Consider the following 22,708-nt stretch of genomic DNA (forward strand, 5'->3'; position numbering starts at 1 on the left):
ACCCCCCCCCCCCCCCCCCCCCCCCCCCCCCCCCCCCCCCCCCCCCCTCCCCCCCCCCCCCCCCCCCACCCCCCCCCCCCCCCCCCCCCCCTCCTCCCCCCCCCCGCCGCCGTTTCGCGTTGCGCGGGGGTGCGTTCGATCGCATGTTCACCGGCCGACCGGATCTTCCCGAGTCGAAAACCAGGACAGATGCCTGCAAACTGACCGAGCCGGGATCGTCTCGGCTCCTGCGGGGAGGAGGTAGGAGTGCGCGCGAGACCGAGCCGATCTGTATCCGTGCTGGTCACGTCCGTGATCCTGACCGGCCTCCTGGTCCCCGGAGCCGCCGCGCAGCCCGTGGGGGAGGAGCCCGCACCCGGCCCCGAGGCGGTGGCCCCTGCCGTGGTGGAGCTGGCCGACATCCCCGCCGAACCCCCCGCGCAGCCCGCACGGCCCGCCGGGGGCGAGCTCTTCGGTGCGGACTGCGACACCGTCATCCACGGCTCGCAGGTGTCGGCGTACTGCCACAACGCCTACCCGGAGACCGACCTCGTACGGCTGCACGTCGAGTGCGACCGCTGGTGGGACGTGGACGGTGACGGCGTCGCCGTGGCCGTCGGCCCGGCCGGCCGGACCGAGCTCCTCGGCCGCTGCTGGAAAGAGGTCCGCTCGGCCTGGGTCAGCCACCAGCGCCCGTGAGCGGGGTGTCCTCCGCGTTCCTGCCGAGGCAGGCGAAGGGGTAACCGGCGGCCTCCGAGGCCGCCGCGTCCCCGTCGCCCCGCCGGATCGCCTCGATCAGGCGGGCGTGGTCCAGATGGGCGGAAGGGTGCAGCTCGGTCCCCACGTCCGCCCGCAGCCAGTCGGCCACCAGGTCGCCGAGGTCCGCGTACAGCTCGATCAGCACGTCGTTGTGCGAGGCGGTCACCACCGCCATGTGCAGACTCACGTCCGCCGCCACGAAGACCTCCGCGTCCCCGCCCGCCCAGGCCTCCTCACGGCGCGCCAGCAGGGCGTCCAGCTGTACGAGGTCCCGCTCGGTGCGCCGCTCCGCCGCCAGCCGGGCCGCCGAGGACTCCAGCGTCGAGCGCAGCTCGGCGATGTGCCGCGGCTCGGCCCCGGCGAAGCGGCGGTGCATCACGCCGGCCAGCTCGCTGGTGGCGATGACGTACGTCCCCGAGCCCTGCCGGATGTCGAGGAGGCCGTTGTGCGCCAGCGCCCGCACGGCCTCGCGCACCGTGTTGCGGGCGACCCCGAGCAGCTCGACGAGCTCCGGCTCGGTCGGGATGCGGGCACCGACCGGCCACTCGCCGGAGGTGATCTGGTTCCGCAGCTGGGCGATCACCTGATCGACGAGTGCGGAGCGCCGGGGCGAGGTCAGCGGCATGGGTTCCTCTCGGGAGCGGCTTCACGGGACTTCAAGAGCGATTGGACAACCAATCATCCCATGATTCTATGATGGTTGAATGCCCGACGAAGAAATCCAGACGCTCGACCGGCCCGCCGGGGGCGACACGCCCTCCTGGCCGGCCACCGGTGCAGCCGGCGCCGCCGCATCCCGCACCCCGGCCGCCACCCCGCAGGCAACGGCGCAGCCGACCTGGCTCGGCCCGGTGCTCGTCGTCGGAATCGTGCTGGCGGCCCTCAACCTGCGGCCCGCCATCACCAGCCTCGGCGCCCTCTTCGAGGAGACCCGCACCGGTCTCGGCATGAGCGGCACCGTCGCCGGACTGATCACCTCCGTCCCCGCCCTCTGCTTCGCCGTCTTCGGCGTCACCGCGCCCCGGCTCTCCCGCCGCTTCGGCCCGGCCGCCGTCGTCTGCGCCGGCATGGCCGCGGTCGCCACCGGCCTGCTGATGCGCCCCTTCGCCACCGGTGCCGTCGGCTTCCTCGCCGCCAGCGCCCTGTCGCTGGCCGGCATAGCCCTCACCAACGTGCTGCTCCCGGTGATCGTCAAGCGCTACTTCCCGGACAAGGTCGCCACCATGACCGGCCTGTACTCCATGTCCCTGGCCGCCGGCACCTCGCTCGCCGCCGCCACGACCGTCCCGCTGACCGGCGCCCTCGGCGGCAGCTGGCGCGCCGGCCTGCTGGTCTGGGCCGCGCTCGCCCTGCTCGCCGTACTGCCCTGGCTGCCCGTCGCCCGCGCCTCCCGGCGTGCCGACCGGGACGGTACCGCCGCCGGCCCCGCCGGCCCCGCCGGGTCCGGGGCCGGCCCGCGCGTCGTCCGCAGCCGTACCGCCTGGGCCCTGGCCTGCTACTTCGGCCTCCAGGCCACCGGCGCGTACATCACCATGGGCTGGCTCCCGCAGATCTTCCGCGACGCCGGCGTCTCCGCCTCCACCGCCGGAGTGCTGCTCGCCGTCACGATGGTCATGGGTGTCCCGCTCGCCTTCGTCATCCCCGGCCTCGCCGCCCGGATGAAGAACCAGGGAGCCATCGCCGTCACCCTCGGCGTCTTCGGCCTCACCGGCTACCTCGGCCTCTACTTCGCCCCCGCCGCCGGAGCCTGGGCCTGGGCTCTCCTGCTCGGCATCTCCAACTGCGCCTTCCCCCTCGTCATCACCCTCATCGGGATGCGCGCCAAGTCCCCGGCCGGCGTGGTCAAGCTCTCCGCCTTCGCCCAGAGCACCGGCTACCTCATCTCCATCCCCGGCCCCCTCCTCGTCGGCGCCCTCTACCAGCACAGCCGGGAGCACCTCCCAGCGGCAGCTGGGGGAGGCTGGGACCTGCCGCTCGCCCTGATGGCCGGACTGCTCGTGCCGCAGATCGTCCTGGGCGTCCTCGCCGGACGGGACCGCACGATCGAGGACGAATGCGGCATGGGAGACTGACCGGCATGTCGCCCGTACTTGAACCGAACCCGCAGGACGGCCGCAAGAAGCTCGGCCTCGTGCTCGGCGCGTTCCTCGCCGTGACCGTGATCATCTCCGTCATCGCCACGATCGCCTCCCCCTGAGAGGGTGGGGGTAACCCCACCACCCCTAGGGGGCCAGGCTCAGGGTGAAGTGGGGTGTGCCCCGGATGGGAACCACGGCCCCGGATCCATAGATTCGTAGGCAGCGAGTCAGTCCGGTCCACACCCTCGGAGGCGGCCATGTCGGCCCCCACGCACATCAGGCCCCTCCCGCCGGGCCCCTCCCGCCCCCGGGCCCGCACCACCGCCGTCGCCGGTACCCGGCTGCACTGGTGGGCACTGGCCCTGCCCGCCCTCGCCTTCGGGCTCCTGCTGCTGCTCCTCGCCGGATCGGGTGAGGCCCACGCGGCCACCGGCGAGGTCTCGGGCCTCGTCCAGGTCGCCGAGCAGCTCCTGCGCGCCGTCGGCTGACCTCCCGCGCCCCCCTCACCCAGGCGTGAGCCCCCAACACCCACCGCCCCGTGGCTCGTTTCGTGCGAAGCTGGGAGTCATGAGCGCCGACACACCCCGCAGGATCGCCCTCCTCCGGCACGCCAAGGCCGACTGGCCCGAGGTGTCCGACCACGATCGACCGCTCGCGGAACGAGGCCGCAAGGACGCGCCGGCCGTCGGTCTGAAGCTCGCCGAAACCGGCATCGTCTTCGACCTGGCCCTGTGCTCCACCGCCGCCCGCACCCGCGAGACCTGGAAGCTCGCCGTCCAGGAGATGCCGCACCGGCCGAAGACCCACTACGAGGAGAGGCTCTACGACGCCTCGCTGGGCGAGCTCATCGCCCTGCTCAACGAGACCTCCGACGAGGTCTCCGACCTCCTCGTCATCGGGCACAACCCCGGCATGCACGCCCTCGCCGACGCCCTCTCGGGGCGCGCGGAGGGCGACACCCTGACGCGTATGACCCGTACGGGCTTCCCGACCGCGGCCCTCGCCGTGGTCTCCTTCACCGGATCGTGGAAGTCCGTGGAACACGGCGTGGGCACCCTGCTCGATTACTGGACCCCCAAGGGCCTCTGACCGGCGGTCCCAGGACACCGACGGGCCCCGGCAGCCGCACAGGATGCCGGGGCCCGTTCGCGCGCGTCAGGAGCGCGCGTCAGCAGTCGCAGCTCAGGCCAGGTCGGCGGCCTCGATCTCCTCGCGGGTGATCCCCAGCAGGTACAGCACCGCGTCGAGGAAGGGCACGTTCACCGCGGTGTGCGCGGCCTCGCGGACCACCGGCTTGGCGTTGAAGGCCACGCCCAGCCCGGCCGCGTTCAGCATGTCCAGGTCGTTGGCGCCGTCGCCGATGGCCACCGTCTGGGACAGCGGTACGTCGGCCTCCGCGGCGAAGCGGCGCAGCAGCCGGGCCTTGCCCGCCCGGTCCACGATCTCGCCGGTGACCTTGCCCGTCAGCTTCCCGTCGACGATCTCCAGGGTGTTGGCGGAGGCGAAGTCCAGCCCCAGCCGCTCCCGCAGATCGTCCGTCACCTGGGTGAAACCGCCGGAGACCACACCCACCTGGTAGCCGAGCCGCTTGAGCGTGCGGATCAGGGTCCGCGCGCCCGGCGTCAGCTGCACCTCGGCGCGGACCTTGTCCACGACGGACACGTCCAGGCCCGCGAGCAGCGCCACCCGGGCGTGCAGCGACTGCTCGAAGTCCAGCTCACCGCGCATGGCCCGCTCGGTGACCTCGGCGACCTCGGCCTCGCACCCGGCGTGCGCCGCGAACAGCTCGATGACCTCGTCCTGGATGAGGGTCGAGTCCACGTCCATGACGACCAGGCGCTGGGCCCGCCGGTGCAGTCCGGCCGAGACCACGGCCACATCCACACCGATGTGCGCGGAGGCGGTGGCCAGCGCGGTGCGCAGCGGCTCCGTCTCGACGCCGGAGACGGCGAACTCCACCGCCGTCACCGGGTACTTGGCGAGCCGGAAAATACGGTCGATGTTGCCGCCGGTCTCGGTGATCCGGGCGGCGATCGCAGCCGTGGACTCGGCGGTGAGCGGGTGCCCGAGCACGGTGACATGCGAGCGGCCGCTGCCGCGCGGCCGGTTGTCACCGGTACCGGAGAGGATCTCGGCCTGCATCTTGAGGGATTCGGCCCAGCTGTGGACGGTGGCCCGCAGGTCGCCCTCGGCTCCGCCTGCGGGCTTGGTGACAAGGGCGCACAGGACGATGCGGCCACGGGTGACGACCTGCTCGATGTCGACGACGTCGACGGAGTAGGCGGCGAGGGTGTCGAACAGCCCGGCGGTGATCCCGGGACGGTCCTTGCCGAAGATCTTGACGAGGAGGGTGGGGACGTCGGAGGTCTGCGATGCGCTCATGGTGCCCTCACCGTATCTTCCCGACCCGGGCCCCAGGACCCCCGTCCCACGTCTTGAACGGTCGCGCCGACCGAGGGAGCCGCCTGCTCCCGTGGCGTTCGGGGACCGGGGTCCGTGGCGGAGCCCCGCGCAACGGTGGAAGGGCGGCCGGGGAGGACGGCTCCGCGCTGAGGCGGCGCTGCCTCAGCGCGGTGGCGTCGGCGGGTGCGGCGGCTTGGGCGGAGGCGGCGGACCTCCCGGCGGGGGAGGCGGGGTGAAGGGTTCCCTGCGGGGCGGCCCCGGCGACCTGGACGGCCCGGACGCCCGCGGTGACCTGGGCGACCAGGGCGGGACGCCGGTCACGGTCACGTCCCAGGAGCCGTCCGCCTCCCCGTCCCGGGCGGGCCGCGGACCACCCGGGGGCCCGTCGTACGGTCCGGCCCCGGGGTACGGGGCCGTGGGCCACCCCGGGGCGGACCCCGGCGGGCGGGCCGACCGGGGGAGGGCCGCCCGGCGCCGGCGGGTCAGCAGCGCACCCGCCGCCCCGGCCACCGCCCCCCAGAGCGCACCCAGCAGCAGCGCGTACGGCACGTCCCCCCGCAGTTCCACCCCCGCGTCCGCCGCGTCCACACCCACAACCGCGAGCGAGGCGTCCGCCGAGAACCCCGTCAGCCGCACCAGCACCGCCAGGGCCACCCCGGTACAGGCCGACAGCCGCGCCGCGCACCCGAGGATCCCGCGCCCGGGTGTCCGTACGGCCGCCAGCACGCCCGCGTAGAGCAGCAGCAGGGCCGCCCCCGCGACCAGCAGCCAGACCCGCTCGTCGTACTCCGCGAGACGGGCCACCGTCACCGGCTCCCGCGCGGACACCGCCAGCAGATCGTCCAGCGGATCGGGCAGCAGCCGGGCCCCGGCCCCCGTGACCCGGCCGCGCACCGGCACGGACAGACCCAGCAGCACCCCCAGCCAGCTCCCGTTCGGCGCCCCCAGCAGCGCCCCGCCCAGCACCCGCCGCGGCTGGTCGTCGCCCAGCGCGGCCCACACCGCCGCGGCCCACCCGGCCGCCACCGCGACCAGCACCATCGCCACCACCGCCGAGGCGGCCGGGCGCAGCCGGGCCGCCGCAGCCGGCCCGCGCCGCGAGACCAGCAGCGCGAGCGCCAGTACCCCGAGCACCCACACCCCTGCGCCCAGCAGGGTCGGCCCGAGCTCCACCGAGAACCCCACCCGGGTCCGGGTATCGATCAGGTCCCCGATGCGGTCCGGGAGCAGCCCGCCGATGTCCCCGATCCCCGGGATCCCGACCTTCGCGGGGGTCCTCGGCAGCGGCAGCGTCCCGTCGAGGGTGACCACGTCGTGCCCGGCCCACGCCAGAGCGCCCGCCGTCGCCACGAACAGCGCCCCGAGGACCACCACCCGGGCCGCCGTCTCCCCATGGCCCGCCCCGGCCCGCAGGGATCGCAGGAACAGCGACGCCAGGACCAGCGCCCCGGCCAGCGACACCCCCAAGGGCATGACGTCCAGGGAGGTTTCGGCCCCCGCGCCGGTGACCCCGAGGACCGAGACGTCACCCGAGGGGGTCACGGTTCCACCGACCGCGAGGACCACCGTGGCGGCCGTCATCGCGCCGAGCGAGCCTCCCGCGGCGTCGGAGGCGTCGGCGCCCAGCAGGTGCAGCCCGAGTCCGGCCACCCCGGCCATCACGATCAGGGACCAGCCCACGGCGGAGACGGCGGACAACAGCACGTCCCCCCAACGGATGCGGCGCATACGCTGAACCCCCGATGCCTACCGAGCGGTACGCGACGGGACCACCGGGCGAGAAGTCCCGTATCTCACTCTCCGGGCGACTTTCGACCCCGTCAACGGGCAGTCGTAGACGCCCCGGCAAGGCCCGGATTCCACATACGGCTGTAGGCCTGAAATAGTTCCCCCGGATGTTCGCCATCCCTAGACTCCCTGACGTCATGGGGGATTCTCGGGGGACTTAAGTGGGGCTGGAGTGCCGGAACTCGTACTGGAATTGAATGGAAGGACCTGGACGCTCGATCCGTCCAGGTCGTACTCGCTGGGGCGTGACCCCCAGGGAGACGTGGTGATCGACGATGCCCGGGTGTCGTGGCGGCATGCCACCATCACCTGGAACGGCCGGGGTTGGGGCATCGAGGACCACGGCAGCACCAACGGCACCTACGTGCACGGGGCCAGGGTCCAGCAGACCGAGCTCGTGCCCGGCACGCCGGTCCACCTCGGCAACGCGACGGACGGCCCGAGGCTGAATCTGAGCGCCGCCGGCGCCGCCGCGCCGCAGCCGGCCGTGGCACAGCAGGCGCAGCAGGCCCCGGCCCAGGCGTACGCCCAGCCGCAGGCCCCGGCCTACCAGGCCCCGCAGCAGCAGCCCCAGCACCAGGCCTGGGAACAGCAGCAGCACGCGCAGCACCAGCCGCAGCAGCCGCAGGTCCACCTCCCGCACCAGCAGGGCGCCGCCGCTCCCCGCCCGGCGCAGGGCGCGGCCCCGGCCTACGGAGACCGCAGCCCGACGACGTTCCACCAGCTCTCGCTGGGCCACGTCATGCGGATCGGCCGTGCGCTGGAGAACGAGCTGGTGGTCTCCGACCTCCAGGTCTCCCGCCACCACGCCGAGTTCCGCTCGATGCCCGGTGGCCGCTTCGAGATCCACGACCTCGGCAGCCACAACGGCACCTACGTCAACGGCCAGCCGCTGGCGAAGTCCGGCACCGCGCTGCTGGGCCCGAACGACATCGTCGGCGTCGGCCACTCGACGTTCCGGATCGTCGGCGACCGCCTCGAGGAGTTCGTCGACACCGGCGAGGTCTCCTTCTCGGCCCGCCACCTCACGGTCACGGTCGACGGCGGCAAGCAGATCCTGCGGGACGTCACCTTCGGCGTCCCGGAGAAGTCGCTGATCGGCGTCATCGGCCCCTCCGGCTCCGGCAAGTCGACGCTGCTCAAGGCGCTGACCGGCTACCGCCCGGCCAACGAGGGCGACGTCCTCTACGACAACCGCAACCTGTACAAGCAGTTCGCGGAGCTCCGCCAGCGCATCGGCCTGGTCCCGCAGGACGACATCCTGCACAAGGAGCTGAAGGTCCGCACCGCCCTCAAGTACGCGGCCAAGCTCCGCTTCCCGGGCGACACCGCCGAGTCCGAGCGCGCGGCCCGCATCGACGAGGTGCTGCGCGAGCTCAAGCTCGACATCCACAAGGACAAGAAGATCACCGCGCTCTCGGGTGGTCAGCGCAAGCGCGTGTCCGTGGCCCTGGAGCTGCTCACCAAGCCCTCGCTGATCTTCCTGGACGAGCCGACCTCCGGCCTCGACCCGGGCATGGACCGCGACGTCATGCAGCTGCTGCGCGGCCTCGCCGACGACGGCCGCACGGTCCTCGTCGTCACCCACTCGGTCGCCGAGCTGGCCATCTGCGACAAGCTGCTGGTCATGGCCCCGGGCGGTTCGGTCGCGTACTTCGGCCCGCCGGACGAGGCGCTGAACTTCTTCGGCTACACCACGTGGGCGGACGTGTTCTCGGCCTTCGAGAACTACCGCGAGTACGACTGGGCCGGCCGCTGGAAGGGCTCCCAGCACTACCAGCTGTACGCCGCCGACATCGACGCGGTCGCCCCGCAGTCCGTCGCGATGCCCCCGGCCCAGCAGATGCGCCCGACCAAGCCGCAGGGGTGGGGCTCGCAGCTGTGGACGCTGATCCGCCGCTACGTCTCGGTGATCGCGTCGGACGTGGGCTTCCTGGCCCTCATGGTGCTCCTGCCCGCCGTCCTGGGCGTGGTCTCCACGGTGATCCCCGCGAAGTTCGGCCTCGCGCCGCCCGTCGCACCGTCCCGCTTCAACGGCGACGCCGGCACGATCATGCTGATCCTCGCGGTCGGCATGTGTTTCTCGGGCGCCGCCAACTCGGTCCGTGAGCTGATCAAGGAACGGGTCATCTACGAGCGAGAACGTGCGACCGGCCTGTACCGGTCGGCGTACCTCATGTCGAAGGTGATCGTCCTCGGCGTCATCACGGCCGTCCAGGGCGTGATCATCTGTGCGATCGGCTTCTTCCCGCGCGACCTGCCCGCCGAGGGCCTGATCATGCCGCCGGCCGTCGAGATCTGCCTGTCGGTCATCGCGCTCGGCTTCACCTCGATGATGTTCGGCCTGGTGATCTCCTCGCTGGTGAAGACCGCCGAGAAGACCATGCCGCTGCTGGTCATGTTCGCGATCGTCCAGGTCGTCTTCACCGGCATCCTCTTCCAGGTCTACGACTCCCCGGGCCTGGAGCAGTTCGCCTGGCTGATGCCGTCCCGCTGGGCCATCGCCGCCGCCGGCTCCACGCTGAACCTCGGCAAGCTCATGCCGCCGTGGGACGCGGAGAACCCGACCAACACGGACCCGCTCTGGGACGCCACGATCGGGCAGTGGAGCCTGAACATCACCATCCTGCTGCTCATCGGCGTCGCCTGCGGCTTCGCGGTGCAGCGTCTGCTGCGCCGCCACGAGCCCGAGGTCATGCGCGCGGGCAAGTAGGACGCGGGCGGGACGACCGCACGCACCGCCCGTGTGCACGCACGGCAAAACGCCTCAGGGCGGCATCCGGAAGTCCGGGTGCCGCCCTGAGGCGCATGGGGGCTTGGGTACGCCGAGGCCTAGTAGGCGCTGTTGACGTTGTCCATGGAGCCGTAGCGGTCGGCCGCGTAGTTGCAGGCGGCGACGATGTTGGCGACCGGGTCGTACTGGTCGAACTTGGTGCCCTTGACGTGGTACGCCTTGAAGGTCGGGTAGATGACCTGGAGCAGACCCTTGCTGGGGATGCCGTTCTGGGCGTTGATGTCCCAGTTGTTGATCGCCATCGGGTTACCGCTGGACTCGCGCATGATGTTCTTGTGGATCCCGGCGTAGGTGCCCGGAATGCCCTCCTTCTTCATGATGAAGAGGGCTTCCTTGATCCAGCCGTCGAGGTTGTTCGCGAAGACCGGGGTGCGGGCGGCGGAACGGCTCGCGGCCGCCTTCACCTCGCGGGCCTTCTTCGCGGCGGCCTCGGCCTTGGCCTTGGCGTCGGCGTCGGCCTTGATCTTGGCCGCGGCCTTGGCGTTCGCCTGGGAGATGACCTGCTGTGCGGAGAGGTGGCCCTGCAGCGTCTTCGTCTGCGCGCCGTTGACGGCCTGGGTCCAGGCGACGGGGGCGGCGGTGACCGTCTCGGCCTCGGCGGCGTCGGCCGGTACGAGGGAGAAGGCGACGGCGGCGGCGCTCAGCGCGGCGACACCGGCGATGGACAGCTTGTGTGCCTTCGTCAGACGACTGTGACCGGGGGTGCGGGAAGCAGACATGGCGGGGCAACCTCTTCGAATAGCGGGAGTCGCAGGAAGGCGCTTTGTGGATCCGGGGATCCGCGGTGCTGTGCGACGGGAGCAATTCTTAGCGGCGGCAAAATCCTGTGGCAAAGGTGTGACGTACGATGCCGCTTAGTGGATCACGCACGGACGCCGAGGCCCGAATTCGGGCCTCGGCGCTAGGTGGGGCAGCACTGACAGGGTCTTTACCCGTCCACTAGGCAGCTTCGTAAGTGATGTGGGTCCTATGTGCGGGGTCACATCGGGCACGTAACGATTTCACTGTGCGTTGCTGGAGCAATTCATATGGTCACGGTTCTCATCCTTGAGTAGCAGATGCACGTCCCCGAACTCGTGCCAGAGGCAGAGCCGGGCCAGCGCCTCGGCATACCCGAGCCGTACGGCGGCCCGCCCCGCGACCGCCTCCAGCATCAGCAGATGGGACGCCTCGGGCTCGTGCAGCCCGGTCAGCAGCCCGTCCACCACCCGCACCCCGCGCTCCGGAGTCACCACCAGGTCGGTCCACCCGGCGGCCGGGCGCACCCGCCCCCGCGCGTCCGCGGCCGACTCCAGGGCCCGTACCGCCGTGGTCCCCACCGCGATGACCCTCCCTCCGGCGGCCCGCGCGGCGTTCACCAGGCCCGCCGTCGTCGCGGACACCTCGTACCGCTCCGGGTAGGGGGGGCTCGTGCGCCTCCTGCGATGCCACCCCCGTGTGCAGGACCAGCGGCGCGAACTGCACCCCCCGGCTCACCAGCCGCGCCACCAGCTCCGCCGTGAAGGGCCGGCCCGCGCTCGGCATCTCCGCCGAGCCGGAGCCGTCGGCGGCCGGCACCGCGAACACCGTCTGATAGGCCGAGACCGGCTGGTCCCGTGCCGTGTACGCGTACCGGATGGGCCGCCCGTACGCCCGCAGCAGCGCCGGCACCCCGCCCGGCGCGGGGGAGGGGCGCGCCCACCACAGCCGGTCCGCGCCCGCCGCCAGGGGCTCCTCCAGAGTGAGGCGGTGCCCGCCCGGCAGCTCCAGCACCGCCCCGGCCGGCCCCCCCGCCCGCGGCCGGGTCGTCCCGCCGCCGTCCGGGGCGCGCAGCTCCACCGCCCAGCGGCCGTCGTCGCCCCGCGTCGAGAAGTGCACCACGAGGTCCTCGCCGCCCAGCCGGGCGTCCACCGCGGCCGCCAGCGTGGCCGACGTGTTCACCACCAGTACGTCCCCGGCCCGCAGCAGCGCCGGCAGCTCCCGGAAGGCGTACAGCGACACCCGCTCGCCGCCCTGGGACACCAGCAGCCGCACGGCGTCCCGCCCGAGCCCCGGCCCGCGCTGCTCAGCCGGAATCCGTGCCATCAATTGCGGAGGTATGTCCGTTGTATGCAGACCCCGCTCCTGCAGAACCCGCCGCCCGCTCACCGCCCGCCCCCCGCGCCCGCCTCTACGGCCGCCTCCAGGCCCGCCTCCAGGCCCGCCTCTACGCCCGCCTCCAGGCCCGCCTCTACGGCCGCCTCCGGGCCGGCCCCTGGGCCCGCCTCCGCCGCCAGTTCCCGCGCCGTGTACCGCCCGCTCGGCAGCGCCCGCTCCACCAGCCGCAGCAGCGCCGGAGCCACCTCCTCCGGCGTCGGCAGCCCCGCCAGGTCCTCGCCCGGCTCGGCCGCCGCCATCATCCGCGTCCGCATCGACCCCGGATCGGCCCACCACACCCGCAGGCCCGGCTCCTCCACCGCCAGCACGGCCGACATCAGGTCCCCCGCCGCCTTGGTCGCCCCGTACGCCCCCCACGTCGCGTACGCCACCACCGCCGCGTCCGAGCTGATGTTCAGCACCGCTCCGGCCCGCGCCGCCAGCAACAGCGGCAGCCCCTCCTGGACCAGCCCCAGCGGCCCCACCACATTGACCTCGAAGGCCTCCCGCAGCCCGTCCAGCGCGTGCTCCGCCAGCGGCACCAACGGCTCGGCCCCGAGCACCCCCGCGTTGTTCACCAGCAGATCCAGCCCGCCCAGCTCCCGCGCAGCCGCCACCAGCGCCGCCCGGTGCGCCGCCGAGGACACGTCCCCGGCCACCGCCACCACCCGCGCCCCCGGCGCCCGAGCCAGCCCGGCCACGGTCTCCTCCAGCGCCGCCGCACCCCGTGCGCTCAGCACCAGGTCCCAGCCCCGCGCCGACAGCTCCCCGGCCAGTGCCCGGCCGAGCCCCCTGGACGCCCCCGTCACGATCGCCACCGACATGACAGCACCCTTGCCTTCCGTCCCGATCAGCAGATGCCCCCAACCTAGGAACGGCCCACCCCCCACCGCGTCGGCCACGAGCCCCACCCCCGCAGGTCCCTTCGACCTACGTCCACGGCCCGATCCCGCAGGTCACGGCCGCGGGTACGGTGAGCCCATGACCGGTAGCCCCCCGCACGGCGGGCCCCCCAGCGGCCTGGCCGCCGTGAGCACCGCACTGCTCGCCATGAGCCGCCGCCTGGAGGTCCGCGACGTCCTGCGCACGATCGTCGTGTCCGCCCGCGAACTCCTGGACGCCGAGTACGCGGCTCTGGGCGTCCCGGACGACCACGGCGGCTTCGCCCAGTTCGTCGTGGACGGCATCAGCCCCGAGCAGTGGCGCCGCATCGGCCCACTGCCCCGCCAGCACGGCATCCTCGCCGCGATGCTCCACGAGCCAGGCCCCGAGCGCCTGGCCGACGTACGCGAGGACCCGCGCTTCGAGGGCTGGCCGGCCGCCCACCCGGAGATGTCCGACTTCCTCGGCATGCCCGTGCGCGACGGCGAGGAGACCCTGGGCGCCCTTTTCCTCGCCAACAAACGCGGCCCCCGCGGCTTCACCGACGAGGACCAGGAACTCCTCTCCCTCCTCGCCCAGCACGCGGCCATCGCCCTCACCAACGCCCACCTCTACGAGCGCAGCCGCGAGCTCACCATCGCCGAGGAGCGCTCCCGGCTCGCCCACGAGCTCCACGACGCCGTCAGCCAGAAGCTCTTCTCGCTCCGCCTCACCGCCCAGGCCGCCGCCGCCCTCGTCGACCGCGACCCGGCCCGGGCCAAGGACGAGCTCCAGCAGGTGGCCGCCCTGGCGGCGGAGGCCGCCGACGAACTGCGCGCCGCCGTGACCGAGCTGCGCCCGGCCGCGCTGGACGAGGACGGACTCGTCGCCACCCTCCGTACGCACGTCCAGGTCCTCGACCGCGCCCACACCGCGCACGTCACCTTCACCTGTGACGGCGTACGGGCCCTGCCCGCGACCCAGGAGGAAGCCCTGCTCCGCGTCGCCCAGGAGGCCCTGCACAACGCCCTGCGCCACTCGGCCGGCGACCGCGTCGAGGTCACCCTGGCCCGGACGCCCGCCGGGGGCGCGGTCCTCAAGGTCCTCGACACCGGCAAGGGCTTCGACCCCCGGACCGTCCGCCGGGCGGGCCGTCATCTGGGCCTGGTCTCCATGCGGGACCGCGCGAGCGGCGTCGGCGGCCGGCTCACCGTGCACTCGGAGCCCGGTCGGGGCACCACGATCGAGATGGAGGTCCCCGGTGGCTGACAGCACCGGCCGGAGCGGCGGCAACGGTATCCGCGTACTGCTCGTCGACGACCACCAGGTGGTCCGGCGGGGCCTGCGCACCTTCCTGGAGGTCCAGGAGGACATCGAGGTGGTCGGCGAGGCCTCCGACGGCGAGGAGGGCATCGCCCGCGCCGAGGAGCTGGGGCCCGACGTGATCCTTATGGACATCAAGATGCCGGGCACCGACGGCATCGAGGCGCTGCGCAGGCTGCGCACGCTGGCGAACCCGGCCCGGGTGCTGATCGTCACCAGCTTCACCGAGCAGCGGACCGTGGTCCCCGCCCTGCGCGCCGGCGCGGCCGGATACGTCTACAAGGACATCGACCCGGACGCGCTGGCCGGAGCCATCCGCTCCGTCCACGCCGGCCACGTGCTCCTCCAGCCGGAGGTGGCCCTCGCCCTGCTCTCCCAGGACGACCAGGGCTCCCCGACGGGCCGGCCCGGCTCGCTGACCGACCGCGAACGCGAGGTCCTGGGCCTGATCGCCGACGGCCGCTCCAACCGCGAGATCGCCCGCGCCCTGGTCCTGTCCGAGAAGACGGTCAAGACCCACGTCTCGAACATCCTGATGAAGCTGGACCTTTCCGACCGGACCCAGGCCGCATTGTGGGCGGTCAGGCACGGAATCGCCGAGTGATCGGAGCGAATTCGGATCGTCTTGTTCCGGTCTGAGATTCATACGGTCGGGTGTATGTAGCCCACATGGCGTATCCCGATCGCGGGCCGGCCGTTCTCCAAGGCGTGCCGCGACGGCTGGTCGCGGCAGACGTACTGGAGGACGAGAACGTGAAGAACTTCAAGAAGGCCGCAGCCGTCACCATGATCGCGGGCGGCCTCCTCGCCGCCGGCGCCGGTGTCTCCTCGGCGCACGGCGGTGCGTCGGCGGAGGGCGAGGCCCTGAACTCGCCCGGCGTGGCCTCCGGGAACCAGGTCCAGGTCCCCGTGCAGGTCCCGGTGAACGTGGTCGGCAACACCGTCAACGTGATCGGCCTGCTCAACGGCGCCTTCGGCAACACCGGCGTCAACGCCTGACCCGCCCCACCCCGACCCCGCTTCCCCACCTCTCCCTGGGAAGCGGGGTTCCCTCATGTTTCCCGCGGCCACCGTCAGCCTCGGCGGCGCCATTTTCAGCCCCGCCGGCGGTTGAAGCGCGGGGCGCGGGGCGCGCGGCGGAGCCCCACGAAGCCCGGGCGCAGCCCGGGGCCGCCCGCGCAGCGGCGCCGCACCCGCAACCCCGGCCCCGGGGATCAGCCCCGTTCGCGCGCCTCGACGGCCGAGTTGTACGCCGCCACCAGCGCCCGCCGAGCGACCCGCTCGACCGGCCGCAGCGCCTCCGCCCGCGCCGCCATCTCCGAGGCGGCCACCGCGCCCCCGTGCCCGTTCTCGTACGCCAGCGACACCATCAGGTCCACCCGCTGCGCCAGCGCCAGCACCCGTACCGCCCGCGGCGGGTACCCCGGCGCCAGAGCGTCCCGCCCGGCCTCCGCCCGCGCCCGGTACGCCGACAGCGCGGCCTCCGCGACCGGCCCGGACCCGGCCACGTCCAGCCGGGTCAGCGCCTCGGTCGCCTCGCGCAGCGCCTCCGCCAGCTCCCGCTCCGCCTCGCTCAGCGAGGGCACGTCCGCCGGCGGAGCCTCCCGTACCGGCAGCACGTGCCAGGTCACCGACACGTGCACGTCCCCGGCCGGCCCGACCTCGGACACCTCCGGCACCAGGCCCAGCGCCGCGCCCACCGCGACGACCGCCTCCTCCGCCTCCAGCGCCCGCGCATTGAACTCCGGCGGCCCGCTCAGCCCCAGCGGATGCCCCGGCGCGGGCAGCGCCACCCGCAGCCCCGTCACCCCCAGGGCCCGCAGCCGGCCGAGCGCCAGGGTGAGCCCGATGGGGCCCGTCTCACCCGGCAGCCCCTCCACCCGGTGCACGGCGTCCTCGCCCACGATCGACAACACGGCCTCGTCGGGCGAGACCAGACCGGCCAGCAGTGCGTTCCCCCAGGCGGCCAAGCGCCCTGAACGTGGTTCGAAAAGCATCCCCCTACTTTACGGATCGGCCCCGGCACCGGGCCCCGGCCCCGGACCCCTCGCCGAGTGGCGTAGGTTTTCCCCTGGGGCTGCGTCTACCGGCGCACAGAGAACCGTGACTGCAAGGGGTGACAACACGCTCATGAGCGATGTTCTGGAGCTGGTGGACGTATCCGTGGTCCGCGAGGGCCGGGCTCTGGTGGACCAGGTCTCCTGGTCGGTGAAGGAGGGCGAGCGCTGGGTGATCCTCGGCCCCAACGGCGCCGGCAAGACCACACTGCTGAACCTCGCCTCCAGCTACCTCTTCCCCACCAAGGGCAGCGCCACCATCCTCGGCAGCACCCTCGGCAAGGTGGACGTCTTCGAGCTGCGCCCCCGCATCGGTGTCGCCGGCATCGCGATGGCCGACAAGCTGCCCAAGCGGCAGACCGTCCTGCAGACCGTCCTCACCGCCGCCTACGGCATGACGGCGACCTGGCAGGAGGAGTACGAGGACGTCGACGAGCAGCGCGCCCGCGCCTTCCTCGACCGCCTCGGCATGACCGAATACCTCGACCGTAAGTTCGGCACCCTCTCCGAGGGCGAGCGCAAGCGCACGCTGATCGCCCGCGCCCTGATGACCGACCCCGAGCTGCTCCTCCTCGACGAGCCCGCCGCCGGTCTGGACCTCGGCGGCCGCGAGGACCTCGTACGCCGCCTCGGCCGCCTGGCCCGCGACCCGCTCGCCCCGTCGATGGTCATGGTCACGCACCACGTCGAGGAGATCGCCCCCGGCTTCACCCACGTCCTGATGATCCGTCAGGGCAAGGTCGTCACCGCGGGCCCGATCGACCTCGAACTGACCTCCCGCAACCTCTCCCTCTGCTTCGGCCTCCCGCTGGTCGTCGAGCGCAACGGGACCGACCGCTGGACCGCCCAGGGCCTCCCGCTCGGCTAGGCTCCCGGGCCCGTCCTCACATCTGTTACGGGTCTTCGCACCCTGTCCCGACCGCGCCCACCCGACCTACCATGACCATGTGGACATCGACGCGTGGGTGTGGTGGCTCATCGGCGCGGTCGGACTGGGCATCCCCCTCGTCCTGACCGCCATGCCGGAGTTCGGCATGTTCGCGGTCGGCGCGGTCGCGGCCGCCGTCACGGCTGCCGTCGGCGGGGGAGTGGTGGCGCAGGTCCTGGTCTTCGTGATCGTGTCGGTCGCGCTCATCGCCGTCGTACGCCCCATCGCCAACCGGCACGGCACCCAGCGCCCCCGACACCTCAGCGGCATCGACGCGTTGAGGGGCAGATCCGCCGTCGTCCTGGAACGGGTCGACGGCAGCGGCGGCCGCATCAAGCTCGCGGGCGAGGTCTGGTCCGCGCGCACCCTCGACGCGGACACCAGCTTCGAACCCGGACAGTCCGTCGACGTGGTGGAGATCGACGGGGCGACCGCCGTCGTCATGTGACAACCAGCCTGCTCGCGGCCCCAGGGTCTGAGAGACTCCGATCAACGGGGCAGCACAGACAGCCGGAAGGGCACGGGGAACCGCATGCAACCGATCATCATCGTCCTGATCATTCTGGTGGTTCTGGTCTTCATCGCACTGGTCAAGACGATCCAGGTGATCCCGCAGGCCAGCGCCGCCATCGTCGAGCGGTTCGGCCGCTACACCCGCACCCTCAACGCGGGCCTCAACATCGTCGTCCCGTTCATCGACTCGATCCGCAACCGGATCGACCTCCGCGAGCAGGTCGTTCCGTTCCCGCCGCAGCCCGTCATCACCCAGGACAACCTGGTCGTCAACATCGACACCGTCATCTACTACCAGGTGACCGACGCACGGGCCGCGACCTACGAGGTGGCCAGCTACATCCAGGCCATCGAGCAGCTCACCGTCACCACGCTCCGCAACATCATCGGCGGTATGGACCTGGAGCGGACCCTCACCTCCCGCGAGGAGATCAACGCGGCCCTGCGCGGAGTCCTCGACGAGGCCACCGGCAAGTGGGGCATCCGCGTCAACCGCGTCGAGCTCAAGGCCATCGAGCCGCCGACCTCCATCCAGGACTCGATGGAGAAGCAGATGCGCGCGGACCGTGACAAGCGCGCCGCGATCCTCCAGGCCGAAGGTGTCCGGCAGTCCGAGATCCTGCGCGCCGAGGGTGAGAAGCAGTCCTCCATCCTGCGCGCCGAAGGTGACGCCAAGGCCGCCGCACTGCGCGCCGAGGGCGAGGCACAGGCCATCCGCACGGTCTTCGAGTCCATCCACGCCGGCGATGCCGACCAGAAGCTCCTCGCCTACCAGTACCTCCAGATGCTCCCGAAGATCGCAGAGGGCGACGCCAACAAGCTCTGGATCGTGCCGAGCGAGATCGGCGACGCCCTCAAGGGCCTCTCCGGCGCCATGGGCAACTTCGGCCCCATGGGCGGCGGTTCGGGCTTCAACCCGCAGAACACGGGCAAGGACGGCGGCGGCATCCCGGCCGCGCGGGACAAGGACGGCGCGGACCGCCGCGAACAGCCCCCCATCGACTGACCCGCCATCCCCTTCATGCATGATCGGTGAGGCCCCTCGACCTTCATGGCGGGGAGGCGACCCACTCATGCAAAGGGGATGGCACCGTCCATGTCCATCTGGGAATCACTCGCTGTCTTCGCCGCCGGCATCGGCGCGGGCACGATCAACACCATCGTCGGCTCCGGCACCCTGATCACCTTCCCGGTGCTGCTCGCCACCGGCCTGCCCCCGGTCACCGCCAACGTGTCCAACACGCTCGGCCTGGTGCCCGGTTCGATCAGCGGCGCCATCGGCTACCGCAAGGAGCTCCAGGGCCAGCGCGCCCGCATCCTGCGGCTCGGCTCCGTGTCCCTCGTCGGCGGACTCGCGGGCGCGATCCTGCTCCTCACCCTGCCGTCCGAGTCCTTCGACACGATCGTGCCCGTCCTGATCGCACTGGCCCTGGTCCTCGTCGTCCTCCAGCCCCGGCTCGCCGCCGCGCTGCGCCGACGCCAGGAAGCCGCCGGAGGCGACACCGGCCACCCCGACGGGGGACCGGCCCTGCTCGGCGGCATGCTGCTCTCCAGCGCGTACGGCGGCTACTTCGGCGCCGCCCAGGGCGTGCTCTACCTCGGCCTGATGGGCCTGCTGCTCCGCGAGGACCTGCAGCGCATCAACGCCGTCAAGAACGTCATCGCCGCTCTGGTGAACGGCATCGCGGCCGTCGTCTTCCTCTTCGTCGCCGAGTTCGACTGGACGGCCGTCGTCCTCATCGCCGTCGGCTCCACGATCGGCGGCCAGATCGGTGCCAAGGTCGGCCGCCGCCTCTCGCCGACCGTCCTGCGCGCGGTCATCGTGACGGTCGGTGTCATCGCCATCGTCCAACTACTCGTCAGCTGAGCGACGTAGAAGAACTACGCCGCCCAGCGCGACCGTCTCCACCGAACGCGGGAGATCCGTCTAGGCGGAACGCTCCAGCCACTCCGGGAGCGCCTCCCGCCCGGCCACCCCCAGGGCCAGCAGCATCGCGTCCGCCGGCGACGGCACGAAGGGCCTCCGAAGGAGCGGCATCCCCGCCTCCTCCGGAGTACGCGCCGCCTTGCGGTGGTTGTCCTCGGCGCAGGACGCCACGGTGTTCAGCCAGGTGTCCCCACCCCCCTGAGCCCGCGGCAGTACGTGGTCCACGGTCGTCGCGCGCTTCCCGCAGTACGCGCAACGGTGCTGGTCCCGGACCAGCACCCCCCTCCGCGACCAGGGAGCATGTCTTCGGAAGGGCACCCGGACGTACCTGCAGAGCCTGATCACCCGGGGCATCGGAAGATCCATGGTGGCCGCGCGCACACGCAGCTCGGGGTGCGACTGTTCGACGACGGCCTTGTCCTGGAGCACCAGAACCACGGCCCGGTTCAGAGTCACTGTCGACAGCGGCTCGAAGCTCGCATTCAGCACCAGCGTGTCCCGCATCTCGCCCACCTCCCGTGTGCAGGCCCGCGACCACCCTGGCGGCAGGGCCCGCAACCACTCTGGCCGCGCGTGCCACGCGGGACAACGCAATAAAAATGCCCGGTCCTGGCCTTCTTTAGACCAGGACCGGGCGAACGCTCGGGAAACGATCAGCGCGCCGCGGGCGCCTCGTACTCGGCGACGAGCTGCGCACGCCCCAGGGCGTGGAACCGCAGATGGAATCCGACGACCGCCGGCGACGAGTCCTCGTCCGGGCCGAGCTGCTCCCGGTCCACCGCGTACACGGTGAACACGTAGCGGTGCCGCTCGCCGCGCGGCGGGGCCGCACCGCCGAAGTCCCTCGTGCCGTAGTCGTTCCGCGCGTGCACAGCCCCCTCCGGCAGGCCCGCGAAGTCTCCGGTGCCCGCCCCGGCCGGCAGCTCCGTCACCGAAACGGGCAGGTCGAAGAGCACCCAGTGCCAGAACCCGCTGCCCGTGGGCGCGTCCGGGTCGAAGCAGGTCACGGCGAAGCTCTTCGTCCCCTCGGGAAAGCCCTCCCAGCGCAGGTGGGGCGAGACGTTCTTCCCCGTGAGGACCTGTGCGGCGTTCAGGTCGGCTCCATGGGAGACGTCCTCGCTCGTCAAGGTGAAGGCCGCGACCTCGGGGTGGAAGTCGTGCGGAAGGGGCGCCCTGCTCTGCTCTGACACTGCTGAACCTCCGGAAAGGGGAGACATCGGACCGCGCCCGCGGTGTGCGGACGCGGTCGCGAGCTTAGAACCAGTTGCGCTGCGAACCGACGCTGGCGATCCACTGGTTCAGGTACGCCGCCCAGTCCGTGCTCTGGTACGACTGCAGCCCCACCTGGAAGCAGCGGTAGGTGTCACTGCCCTCGGTGAACAGACCGGGCTTCTTGTCCATCTCCAGAACGACATCCATCTCGCGGCCGTCCGAGATGAAGGTGAGCTCGACCTGGTGCAGCCCGCGGTACTGCGAGGGCGGCAGGAACTCGATCTCCTGGTAGAAGGGCAGCGACTGGCGCGTCCCACGGATGTGCCCGCGCTCCATGTCCGCGCTGCGGAACGTGAAGCCGAGCTGCCGGAAGGCATCGAGGATCGCCTGCTGCGCCGGCACCGGGTGCACGTTGATCGCGTCGAGGTCGCCCGCGTCCACCGCGCGCGCGATCTCCAGCTCGGTGCTGACCCCGATGTTCATCCCGTGCAGGTGCTGACCCCCGAAGTGGGTGATCGGCGTCTCCCAGGGGATCTCCAGCCCGAACGGAACCACGTGCAGCGCACCGGGCTGCACCTTGAAGGCACCGCCCAGACGCTGCTTGGTGAAGACGATGTCCTGCTTGTACTCCTGGTCGCCGCCCTCGACCTCGACCCGCGCCTGCAGCCCGACGGACAGCCCCTCGATCTGCTGCTCCACGGATCCACCCTGGATCCGTACCTCGCCCTGGACGATTCCACCGGGCACGACGTTCGGCTCGGTGATGATCGTGTCCACCGAAGCACCACCGGCGCCCAGGCTCGCGAACAGCTTCTTGAAGCCCATGCTCTAACTCCCCTTGAAAGGATCTGGCGACTACGCCGCGACTACCCCGTACCAACGCGGAACCTTAGGCCCCGGTTCCACGTGCACGCGTTCCACTACGCTCGACCGGATGAGCGCGCGCCCTGACCGTACGCCCCTGCCCAGGTCCTTCTTCGACCGCCCGGTCCTCAGCGTGGCCCCTGACCTCCTGGGCCGCACCCTCGTCCGCCGCACCACGGACGGCCCCCTCGAACTGCGCATCACGGAGGTCGAGGCGTACGAGGGGGAGACCGACCCCGGCTCCCACGCCTACCGCGGCCGCACCGCCCGCAACGCGTCGATGTTCGGTCCACCCGGACACGCGTACGTCTACTTCATCTACGGCATGTGGTTCAGCCTCAACCTGGTGTGCGGCCCCCCGGGCCACGCGAGCGGGGTGCTGCTGCGCGCGGGCGAGGTCACGGTGGGTGCCGAGCTGGCCGCCAAACGTCGAGTTTCGGCCAGAAGCCCGAGAGAACTGGCCAAAGGCCCGGCCCGTCTGGCCACGGCCCTGGACGTGGACCGCTCCCTGGACGGCACCGACCTCTGCGCGGGGCCCGATTCCCCCTTGTCCCTCCTCACGGGCACCCCGACCTCGGCGGACCTGATGAGCAGCGGCCCGCGCACGGGAGTGGGCGGAGCCGGCGCGGCTCACCCGTACCGCTTCTGGATCACCCACGACCCGACGGTGAGCCCGTACCGCGCCCATGCACCGCGCCGCCGCTCAACTTGACTCGGCCCTGCCGGACGCCTAACGTAGCCCGAGCCGCTTGAACGGGCACTGCTGTCGGCAGCGACCCGGAGCGGCCAACCCAACACCTACGACTTACCCCTGGCGGGGTCCTATTCGGCATGCCCGAATTCCTGGCCAGTGGCTCGATTATGAGCCGCAAGGGATAAGCGCTAAAGTGGTGGAACGCCGAAAGGCAAAGACCCCCAACGGTCACCGAATTCAAATCCACCGCCGGAAACGGCGCGGAAATGATCTGGTAGAGTTGGAAACGCAAGAACAGAACGAAAGCCCGGAGGAAAGCCCGCGAGGGTGAGTACAAAGGAAGCGTCCGTTCCTTGAGAACTCAACAGCGTGCCAAAAATCAACGCCAGAAGTTGATACCCCGTCCACTTCGG

24 protein-coding genes and 1 pseudogene are annotated in these 22,708 nt (G+C 72.0%); 14 read left to right on the forward strand and 11 right to left on the reverse strand.

Features of this window, described 5'->3' with window-relative positions:
* Nucleotides 1–276 precede the first annotated feature (276 nt).
* On the forward strand, nt 277–678 hold the full coding sequence (locus ACZ573_RS37725) for a hypothetical protein (RefSeq protein WP_471313301.1): 402 nt from the start codon (nt 277–279) through the stop codon (nt 676–678).
* On the opposite strand, the gene ACZ573_RS37730 is transcribed toward ACZ573_RS37725, so the two are convergent.
* Nucleotides 659–1,363: a FadR/GntR family transcriptional regulator gene (locus ACZ573_RS37730; protein ID WP_301371985.1), complete on the reverse strand. Its 705-nt coding sequence runs from the start codon at nt 1,361–1,363 to the stop codon at nt 659–661. The genes ACZ573_RS37725 and ACZ573_RS37730 overlap by 20 nt on opposite strands.
* A gap of 79 nt (nt 1,364–1,442) precedes the next feature.
* Here ACZ573_RS37730 and ACZ573_RS37735 point away from each other — a divergent pair, with 79 nt between their 5' ends.
* The 4 genes from ACZ573_RS37735 (at nt 1,443) to ACZ573_RS37750 (ending at nt 3,905) form a co-directional block, all read left to right on the forward strand.
* A complete protein-coding gene (locus ACZ573_RS37735) occupies nt 1,443–2,810 on the forward strand; it encodes a CynX/NimT family MFS transporter (protein ID WP_471313304.1) in 1,368 nt (455 codons plus the stop codon).
* Between the two features lie 5 nt (nt 2,811–2,815).
* Nucleotides 2,816–2,935, forward strand: coding sequence for an SGM_5486 family transporter-associated protein (locus ACZ573_RS37740; RefSeq protein WP_252309064.1), 120 nt, complete (start codon nt 2,816–2,818; stop codon nt 2,933–2,935).
* A gap of 138 nt (nt 2,936–3,073) precedes the next feature.
* Nucleotides 3,074–3,304 (forward strand): hypothetical protein, encoded by a 231-nt coding sequence (locus tag ACZ573_RS37745; RefSeq protein ID WP_471313306.1) that lies wholly within the window; start codon nt 3,074–3,076, stop codon nt 3,302–3,304.
* A gap of 79 nt (nt 3,305–3,383) precedes the next feature.
* Nucleotides 3,384–3,905, forward strand: a complete 522-nt coding sequence (locus ACZ573_RS37750) for a SixA phosphatase family protein (RefSeq protein ID WP_030720119.1) — start codon at nt 3,384–3,386, stop codon at nt 3,903–3,905.
* Nucleotides 3,906–3,998: 93 nt separating this feature from the next.
* Here ACZ573_RS37750 and serB read toward each other — a convergent pair whose 3' ends face one another.
* A complete protein-coding gene (serB, locus tag ACZ573_RS37755; RefSeq protein WP_471313308.1) occupies nt 3,999–5,198 on the reverse strand; it encodes a phosphoserine phosphatase SerB in 1,200 nt (399 codons plus the stop codon).
* 183 nt (nt 5,199–5,381) lie between these two features.
* The gene (locus ACZ573_RS37760; RefSeq protein WP_471313310.1) at nt 5,382–6,947 is read right to left on the reverse strand and encodes a streptophobe family protein; all 1,566 of its coding nucleotides are present in this window, start codon (nt 6,945–6,947) and stop codon (nt 5,382–5,384) included.
* A 232-nt stretch (nt 6,948–7,179) separates the two neighbouring features.
* On the opposite strand from ACZ573_RS37760, the gene ACZ573_RS37765 reads away from it, so the two are divergent.
* Nucleotides 7,180–9,720, forward strand: coding sequence for an ABC transporter ATP-binding protein/permease (locus ACZ573_RS37765; protein ID WP_471313313.1), 2,541 nt, complete (start codon nt 7,180–7,182; stop codon nt 9,718–9,720).
* Nucleotides 9,721–9,839: 119 nt separating this feature from the next.
* Here ACZ573_RS37765 and ACZ573_RS37770 read toward each other — a convergent pair whose 3' ends face one another.
* The 3 genes and pseudogenes from ACZ573_RS37770 to ACZ573_RS37780 all read right to left on the reverse strand — a co-directional run bounded on the left by ACZ573_RS37770 (nt 9,840) and on the right by ACZ573_RS37780 (nt 12,740).
* Nucleotides 9,840–10,520 carry a transglycosylase SLT domain-containing protein gene (locus ACZ573_RS37770; RefSeq protein ID WP_471313315.1) on the reverse strand — a complete coding sequence of 227 codons (681 nt, stop codon included), beginning with the start codon at nt 10,518–10,520 and terminating at the stop codon, nt 9,840–9,842.
* Between the two features lie 282 nt (nt 10,521–10,802).
* A pseudogene (locus ACZ573_RS37775) lies at nt 10,803–11,865 on the reverse strand (S-adenosylmethionine:tRNA ribosyltransferase-isomerase).
* A gap of 59 nt (nt 11,866–11,924) precedes the next feature.
* Nucleotides 11,925–12,740 carry an SDR family NAD(P)-dependent oxidoreductase gene (locus ACZ573_RS37780; protein WP_471313317.1) on the reverse strand — a complete coding sequence of 272 codons (816 nt, stop codon included), beginning with the start codon at nt 12,738–12,740 and terminating at the stop codon, nt 11,925–11,927.
* A 157-nt stretch (nt 12,741–12,897) separates the two neighbouring features.
* Between ACZ573_RS37780 and ACZ573_RS37785 the strand changes: the two genes are divergently transcribed.
* The 3 genes from ACZ573_RS37785 to ACZ573_RS37795 all read left to right on the forward strand — a co-directional run bounded on the left by ACZ573_RS37785 (nt 12,898) and on the right by ACZ573_RS37795 (nt 15,099).
* A complete protein-coding gene (locus ACZ573_RS37785) occupies nt 12,898–14,046 on the forward strand; it encodes a GAF domain-containing sensor histidine kinase (protein ID WP_471313320.1) in 1,149 nt (382 codons plus the stop codon).
* The gene (locus tag ACZ573_RS37790; RefSeq protein WP_471313322.1) at nt 14,039–14,704 is read left to right on the forward strand and encodes a response regulator; all 666 of its coding nucleotides are present in this window, start codon (nt 14,039–14,041) and stop codon (nt 14,702–14,704) included. The genes ACZ573_RS37785 and ACZ573_RS37790 overlap by 8 nt, the downstream gene beginning before the upstream one ends.
* Before the next feature lie 149 nt (nt 14,705–14,853).
* Nucleotides 14,854–15,099, forward strand: a complete 246-nt coding sequence (locus ACZ573_RS37795) for a chaplin family protein (protein WP_471313336.1) — start codon at nt 14,854–14,856, stop codon at nt 15,097–15,099.
* A gap of 215 nt (nt 15,100–15,314) precedes the next feature.
* Here the strand turns inward: ACZ573_RS37795 and ACZ573_RS37800 are convergent, their stop codons facing one another.
* Entirely contained in the window at nt 15,315–16,097 is a 783-nt protein-coding gene (locus tag ACZ573_RS37800) for a hypothetical protein (RefSeq protein WP_471313324.1), read from the reverse strand.
* A 133-nt stretch (nt 16,098–16,230) separates the two neighbouring features.
* Between ACZ573_RS37800 and ACZ573_RS37805 the strand changes: the two genes are divergently transcribed.
* From ACZ573_RS37805 to ACZ573_RS37820, 4 genes are all read left to right on the forward strand, one after another.
* On the forward strand, nt 16,231–17,025 hold the full coding sequence (locus ACZ573_RS37805) for an ABC transporter ATP-binding protein (RefSeq protein ID WP_030720092.1): 795 nt from the start codon (nt 16,231–16,233) through the stop codon (nt 17,023–17,025).
* A gap of 79 nt (nt 17,026–17,104) precedes the next feature.
* A complete protein-coding gene (locus ACZ573_RS37810; RefSeq protein ID WP_471313326.1) occupies nt 17,105–17,533 on the forward strand; it encodes an NfeD family protein in 429 nt (142 codons plus the stop codon).
* Nucleotides 17,534–17,617: 84 nt separating this feature from the next.
* Nucleotides 17,618–18,604 carry an SPFH domain-containing protein gene (locus ACZ573_RS37815; RefSeq protein WP_314249236.1) on the forward strand — a complete coding sequence of 329 codons (987 nt, stop codon included), beginning with the start codon at nt 17,618–17,620 and terminating at the stop codon, nt 18,602–18,604.
* Between the two features lie 90 nt (nt 18,605–18,694).
* Nucleotides 18,695–19,465 (forward strand): sulfite exporter TauE/SafE family protein, encoded by a 771-nt coding sequence (locus ACZ573_RS37820; RefSeq protein ID WP_301372003.1) that lies wholly within the window; start codon nt 18,695–18,697, stop codon nt 19,463–19,465.
* A 60-nt stretch (nt 19,466–19,525) separates the two neighbouring features.
* On the opposite strand, the gene ACZ573_RS37825 is transcribed toward ACZ573_RS37820, so the two are convergent.
* From ACZ573_RS37825 to ACZ573_RS37835, 3 genes are all read right to left on the reverse strand, one after another.
* Nucleotides 19,526–20,029 carry an HNH endonuclease gene (locus ACZ573_RS37825; RefSeq protein WP_301372004.1) on the reverse strand — a complete coding sequence of 168 codons (504 nt, stop codon included), beginning with the start codon at nt 20,027–20,029 and terminating at the stop codon, nt 19,526–19,528.
* Nucleotides 20,030–20,178: 149 nt separating this feature from the next.
* Nucleotides 20,179–20,715, reverse strand: a complete 537-nt coding sequence (locus tag ACZ573_RS37830; RefSeq protein ID WP_471313329.1) for a YbhB/YbcL family Raf kinase inhibitor-like protein — start codon at nt 20,713–20,715, stop codon at nt 20,179–20,181.
* A gap of 64 nt (nt 20,716–20,779) precedes the next feature.
* Nucleotides 20,780–21,562: a sporulation protein gene (locus ACZ573_RS37835; protein WP_301372007.1), complete on the reverse strand. Its 783-nt coding sequence runs from the start codon at nt 21,560–21,562 to the stop codon at nt 20,780–20,782.
* A gap of 109 nt (nt 21,563–21,671) precedes the next feature.
* Here ACZ573_RS37835 and ACZ573_RS37840 point away from each other — a divergent pair, with 109 nt between their 5' ends.
* Entirely contained in the window at nt 21,672–22,313 is a 642-nt protein-coding gene (locus tag ACZ573_RS37840) for a DNA-3-methyladenine glycosylase (protein ID WP_471313332.1), read from the forward strand.
* A gap of 170 nt (nt 22,314–22,483) precedes the next feature.
* On the opposite strand, the gene ACZ573_RS37845 is transcribed toward ACZ573_RS37840, so the two are convergent.
* A partial coding sequence (locus ACZ573_RS37845) for a hypothetical protein (protein ID WP_471313334.1) occupies nt 22,484–22,708 on the reverse strand: 225 nt, incomplete at its 5' end.

Source organism: Streptomyces sp. NPDC040545, assembly GCF_055595065.1.

Bases quoted from the DNA above. Each gene is read 5' to 3' on its own strand.
- ACZ573_RS37735 (WP_471313304.1), top strand. From the start codon at position 1,443: ATGCCCGACGAAGAAATCCAGACGCTCGACCGGCCCGCCGGGGGCGAC.
- ACZ573_RS37820 (WP_301372003.1), top strand. From the start codon at position 18,695: ATGTCCATCTGGGAATCACTCGCTGTCTTCGCCGCCGGCATCGGCGCG.
- ACZ573_RS37835 (WP_301372007.1), bottom strand. From the start codon at position 21,562: ATGGGCTTCAAGAAGCTGTTCGCGAGCCTGGGCGCCGGTGGTGCTTCG.
- ACZ573_RS37815 (WP_314249236.1), top strand. From the start codon at position 17,618: ATGCAACCGATCATCATCGTCCTGATCATTCTGGTGGTTCTGGTCTTC.
- serB (WP_471313308.1), bottom strand. From the start codon at position 5,198: ATGAGCGCATCGCAGACCTCCGACGTCCCCACCCTCCTCGTCAAGATC.
- ACZ573_RS37800 (WP_471313324.1), bottom strand. From the start codon at position 16,097: ATGCTTTTCGAACCACGTTCAGGGCGCTTGGCCGCCTGGGGGAACGCA.
- ACZ573_RS37825 (WP_301372004.1), bottom strand. From the start codon at position 20,029: ATGCGGGACACGCTGGTGCTGAATGCGAGCTTCGAGCCGCTGTCGACA.
- ACZ573_RS37745 (WP_471313306.1), top strand. From the start codon at position 3,074: ATGTCGGCCCCCACGCACATCAGGCCCCTCCCGCCGGGCCCCTCCCGC.
- ACZ573_RS37740 (WP_252309064.1), top strand. From the start codon at position 2,816: ATGTCGCCCGTACTTGAACCGAACCCGCAGGACGGCCGCAAGAAGCTC.
- ACZ573_RS37770 (WP_471313315.1), bottom strand. From the start codon at position 10,520: ATGTCTGCTTCCCGCACCCCCGGTCACAGTCGTCTGACGAAGGCACAC.
- ACZ573_RS37785 (WP_471313320.1), top strand. From the start codon at position 12,898: ATGACCGGTAGCCCCCCGCACGGCGGGCCCCCCAGCGGCCTGGCCGCC.
- ACZ573_RS37805 (WP_030720092.1), top strand. From the start codon at position 16,231: ATGAGCGATGTTCTGGAGCTGGTGGACGTATCCGTGGTCCGCGAGGGC.
- ACZ573_RS37780 (WP_471313317.1), bottom strand. From the start codon at position 12,740: ATGTCGGTGGCGATCGTGACGGGGGCGTCCAGGGGGCTCGGCCGGGCA.
- ACZ573_RS37840 (WP_471313332.1), top strand. From the start codon at position 21,672: ATGAGCGCGCGCCCTGACCGTACGCCCCTGCCCAGGTCCTTCTTCGAC.
- ACZ573_RS37730 (WP_301371985.1), bottom strand. From the start codon at position 1,363: ATGCCGCTGACCTCGCCCCGGCGCTCCGCACTCGTCGATCAGGTGATC.
- ACZ573_RS37760 (WP_471313310.1), bottom strand. From the start codon at position 6,947: ATGCGCCGCATCCGTTGGGGGGACGTGCTGTTGTCCGCCGTCTCCGCC.
- ACZ573_RS37750 (WP_030720119.1), top strand. From the start codon at position 3,384: ATGAGCGCCGACACACCCCGCAGGATCGCCCTCCTCCGGCACGCCAAG.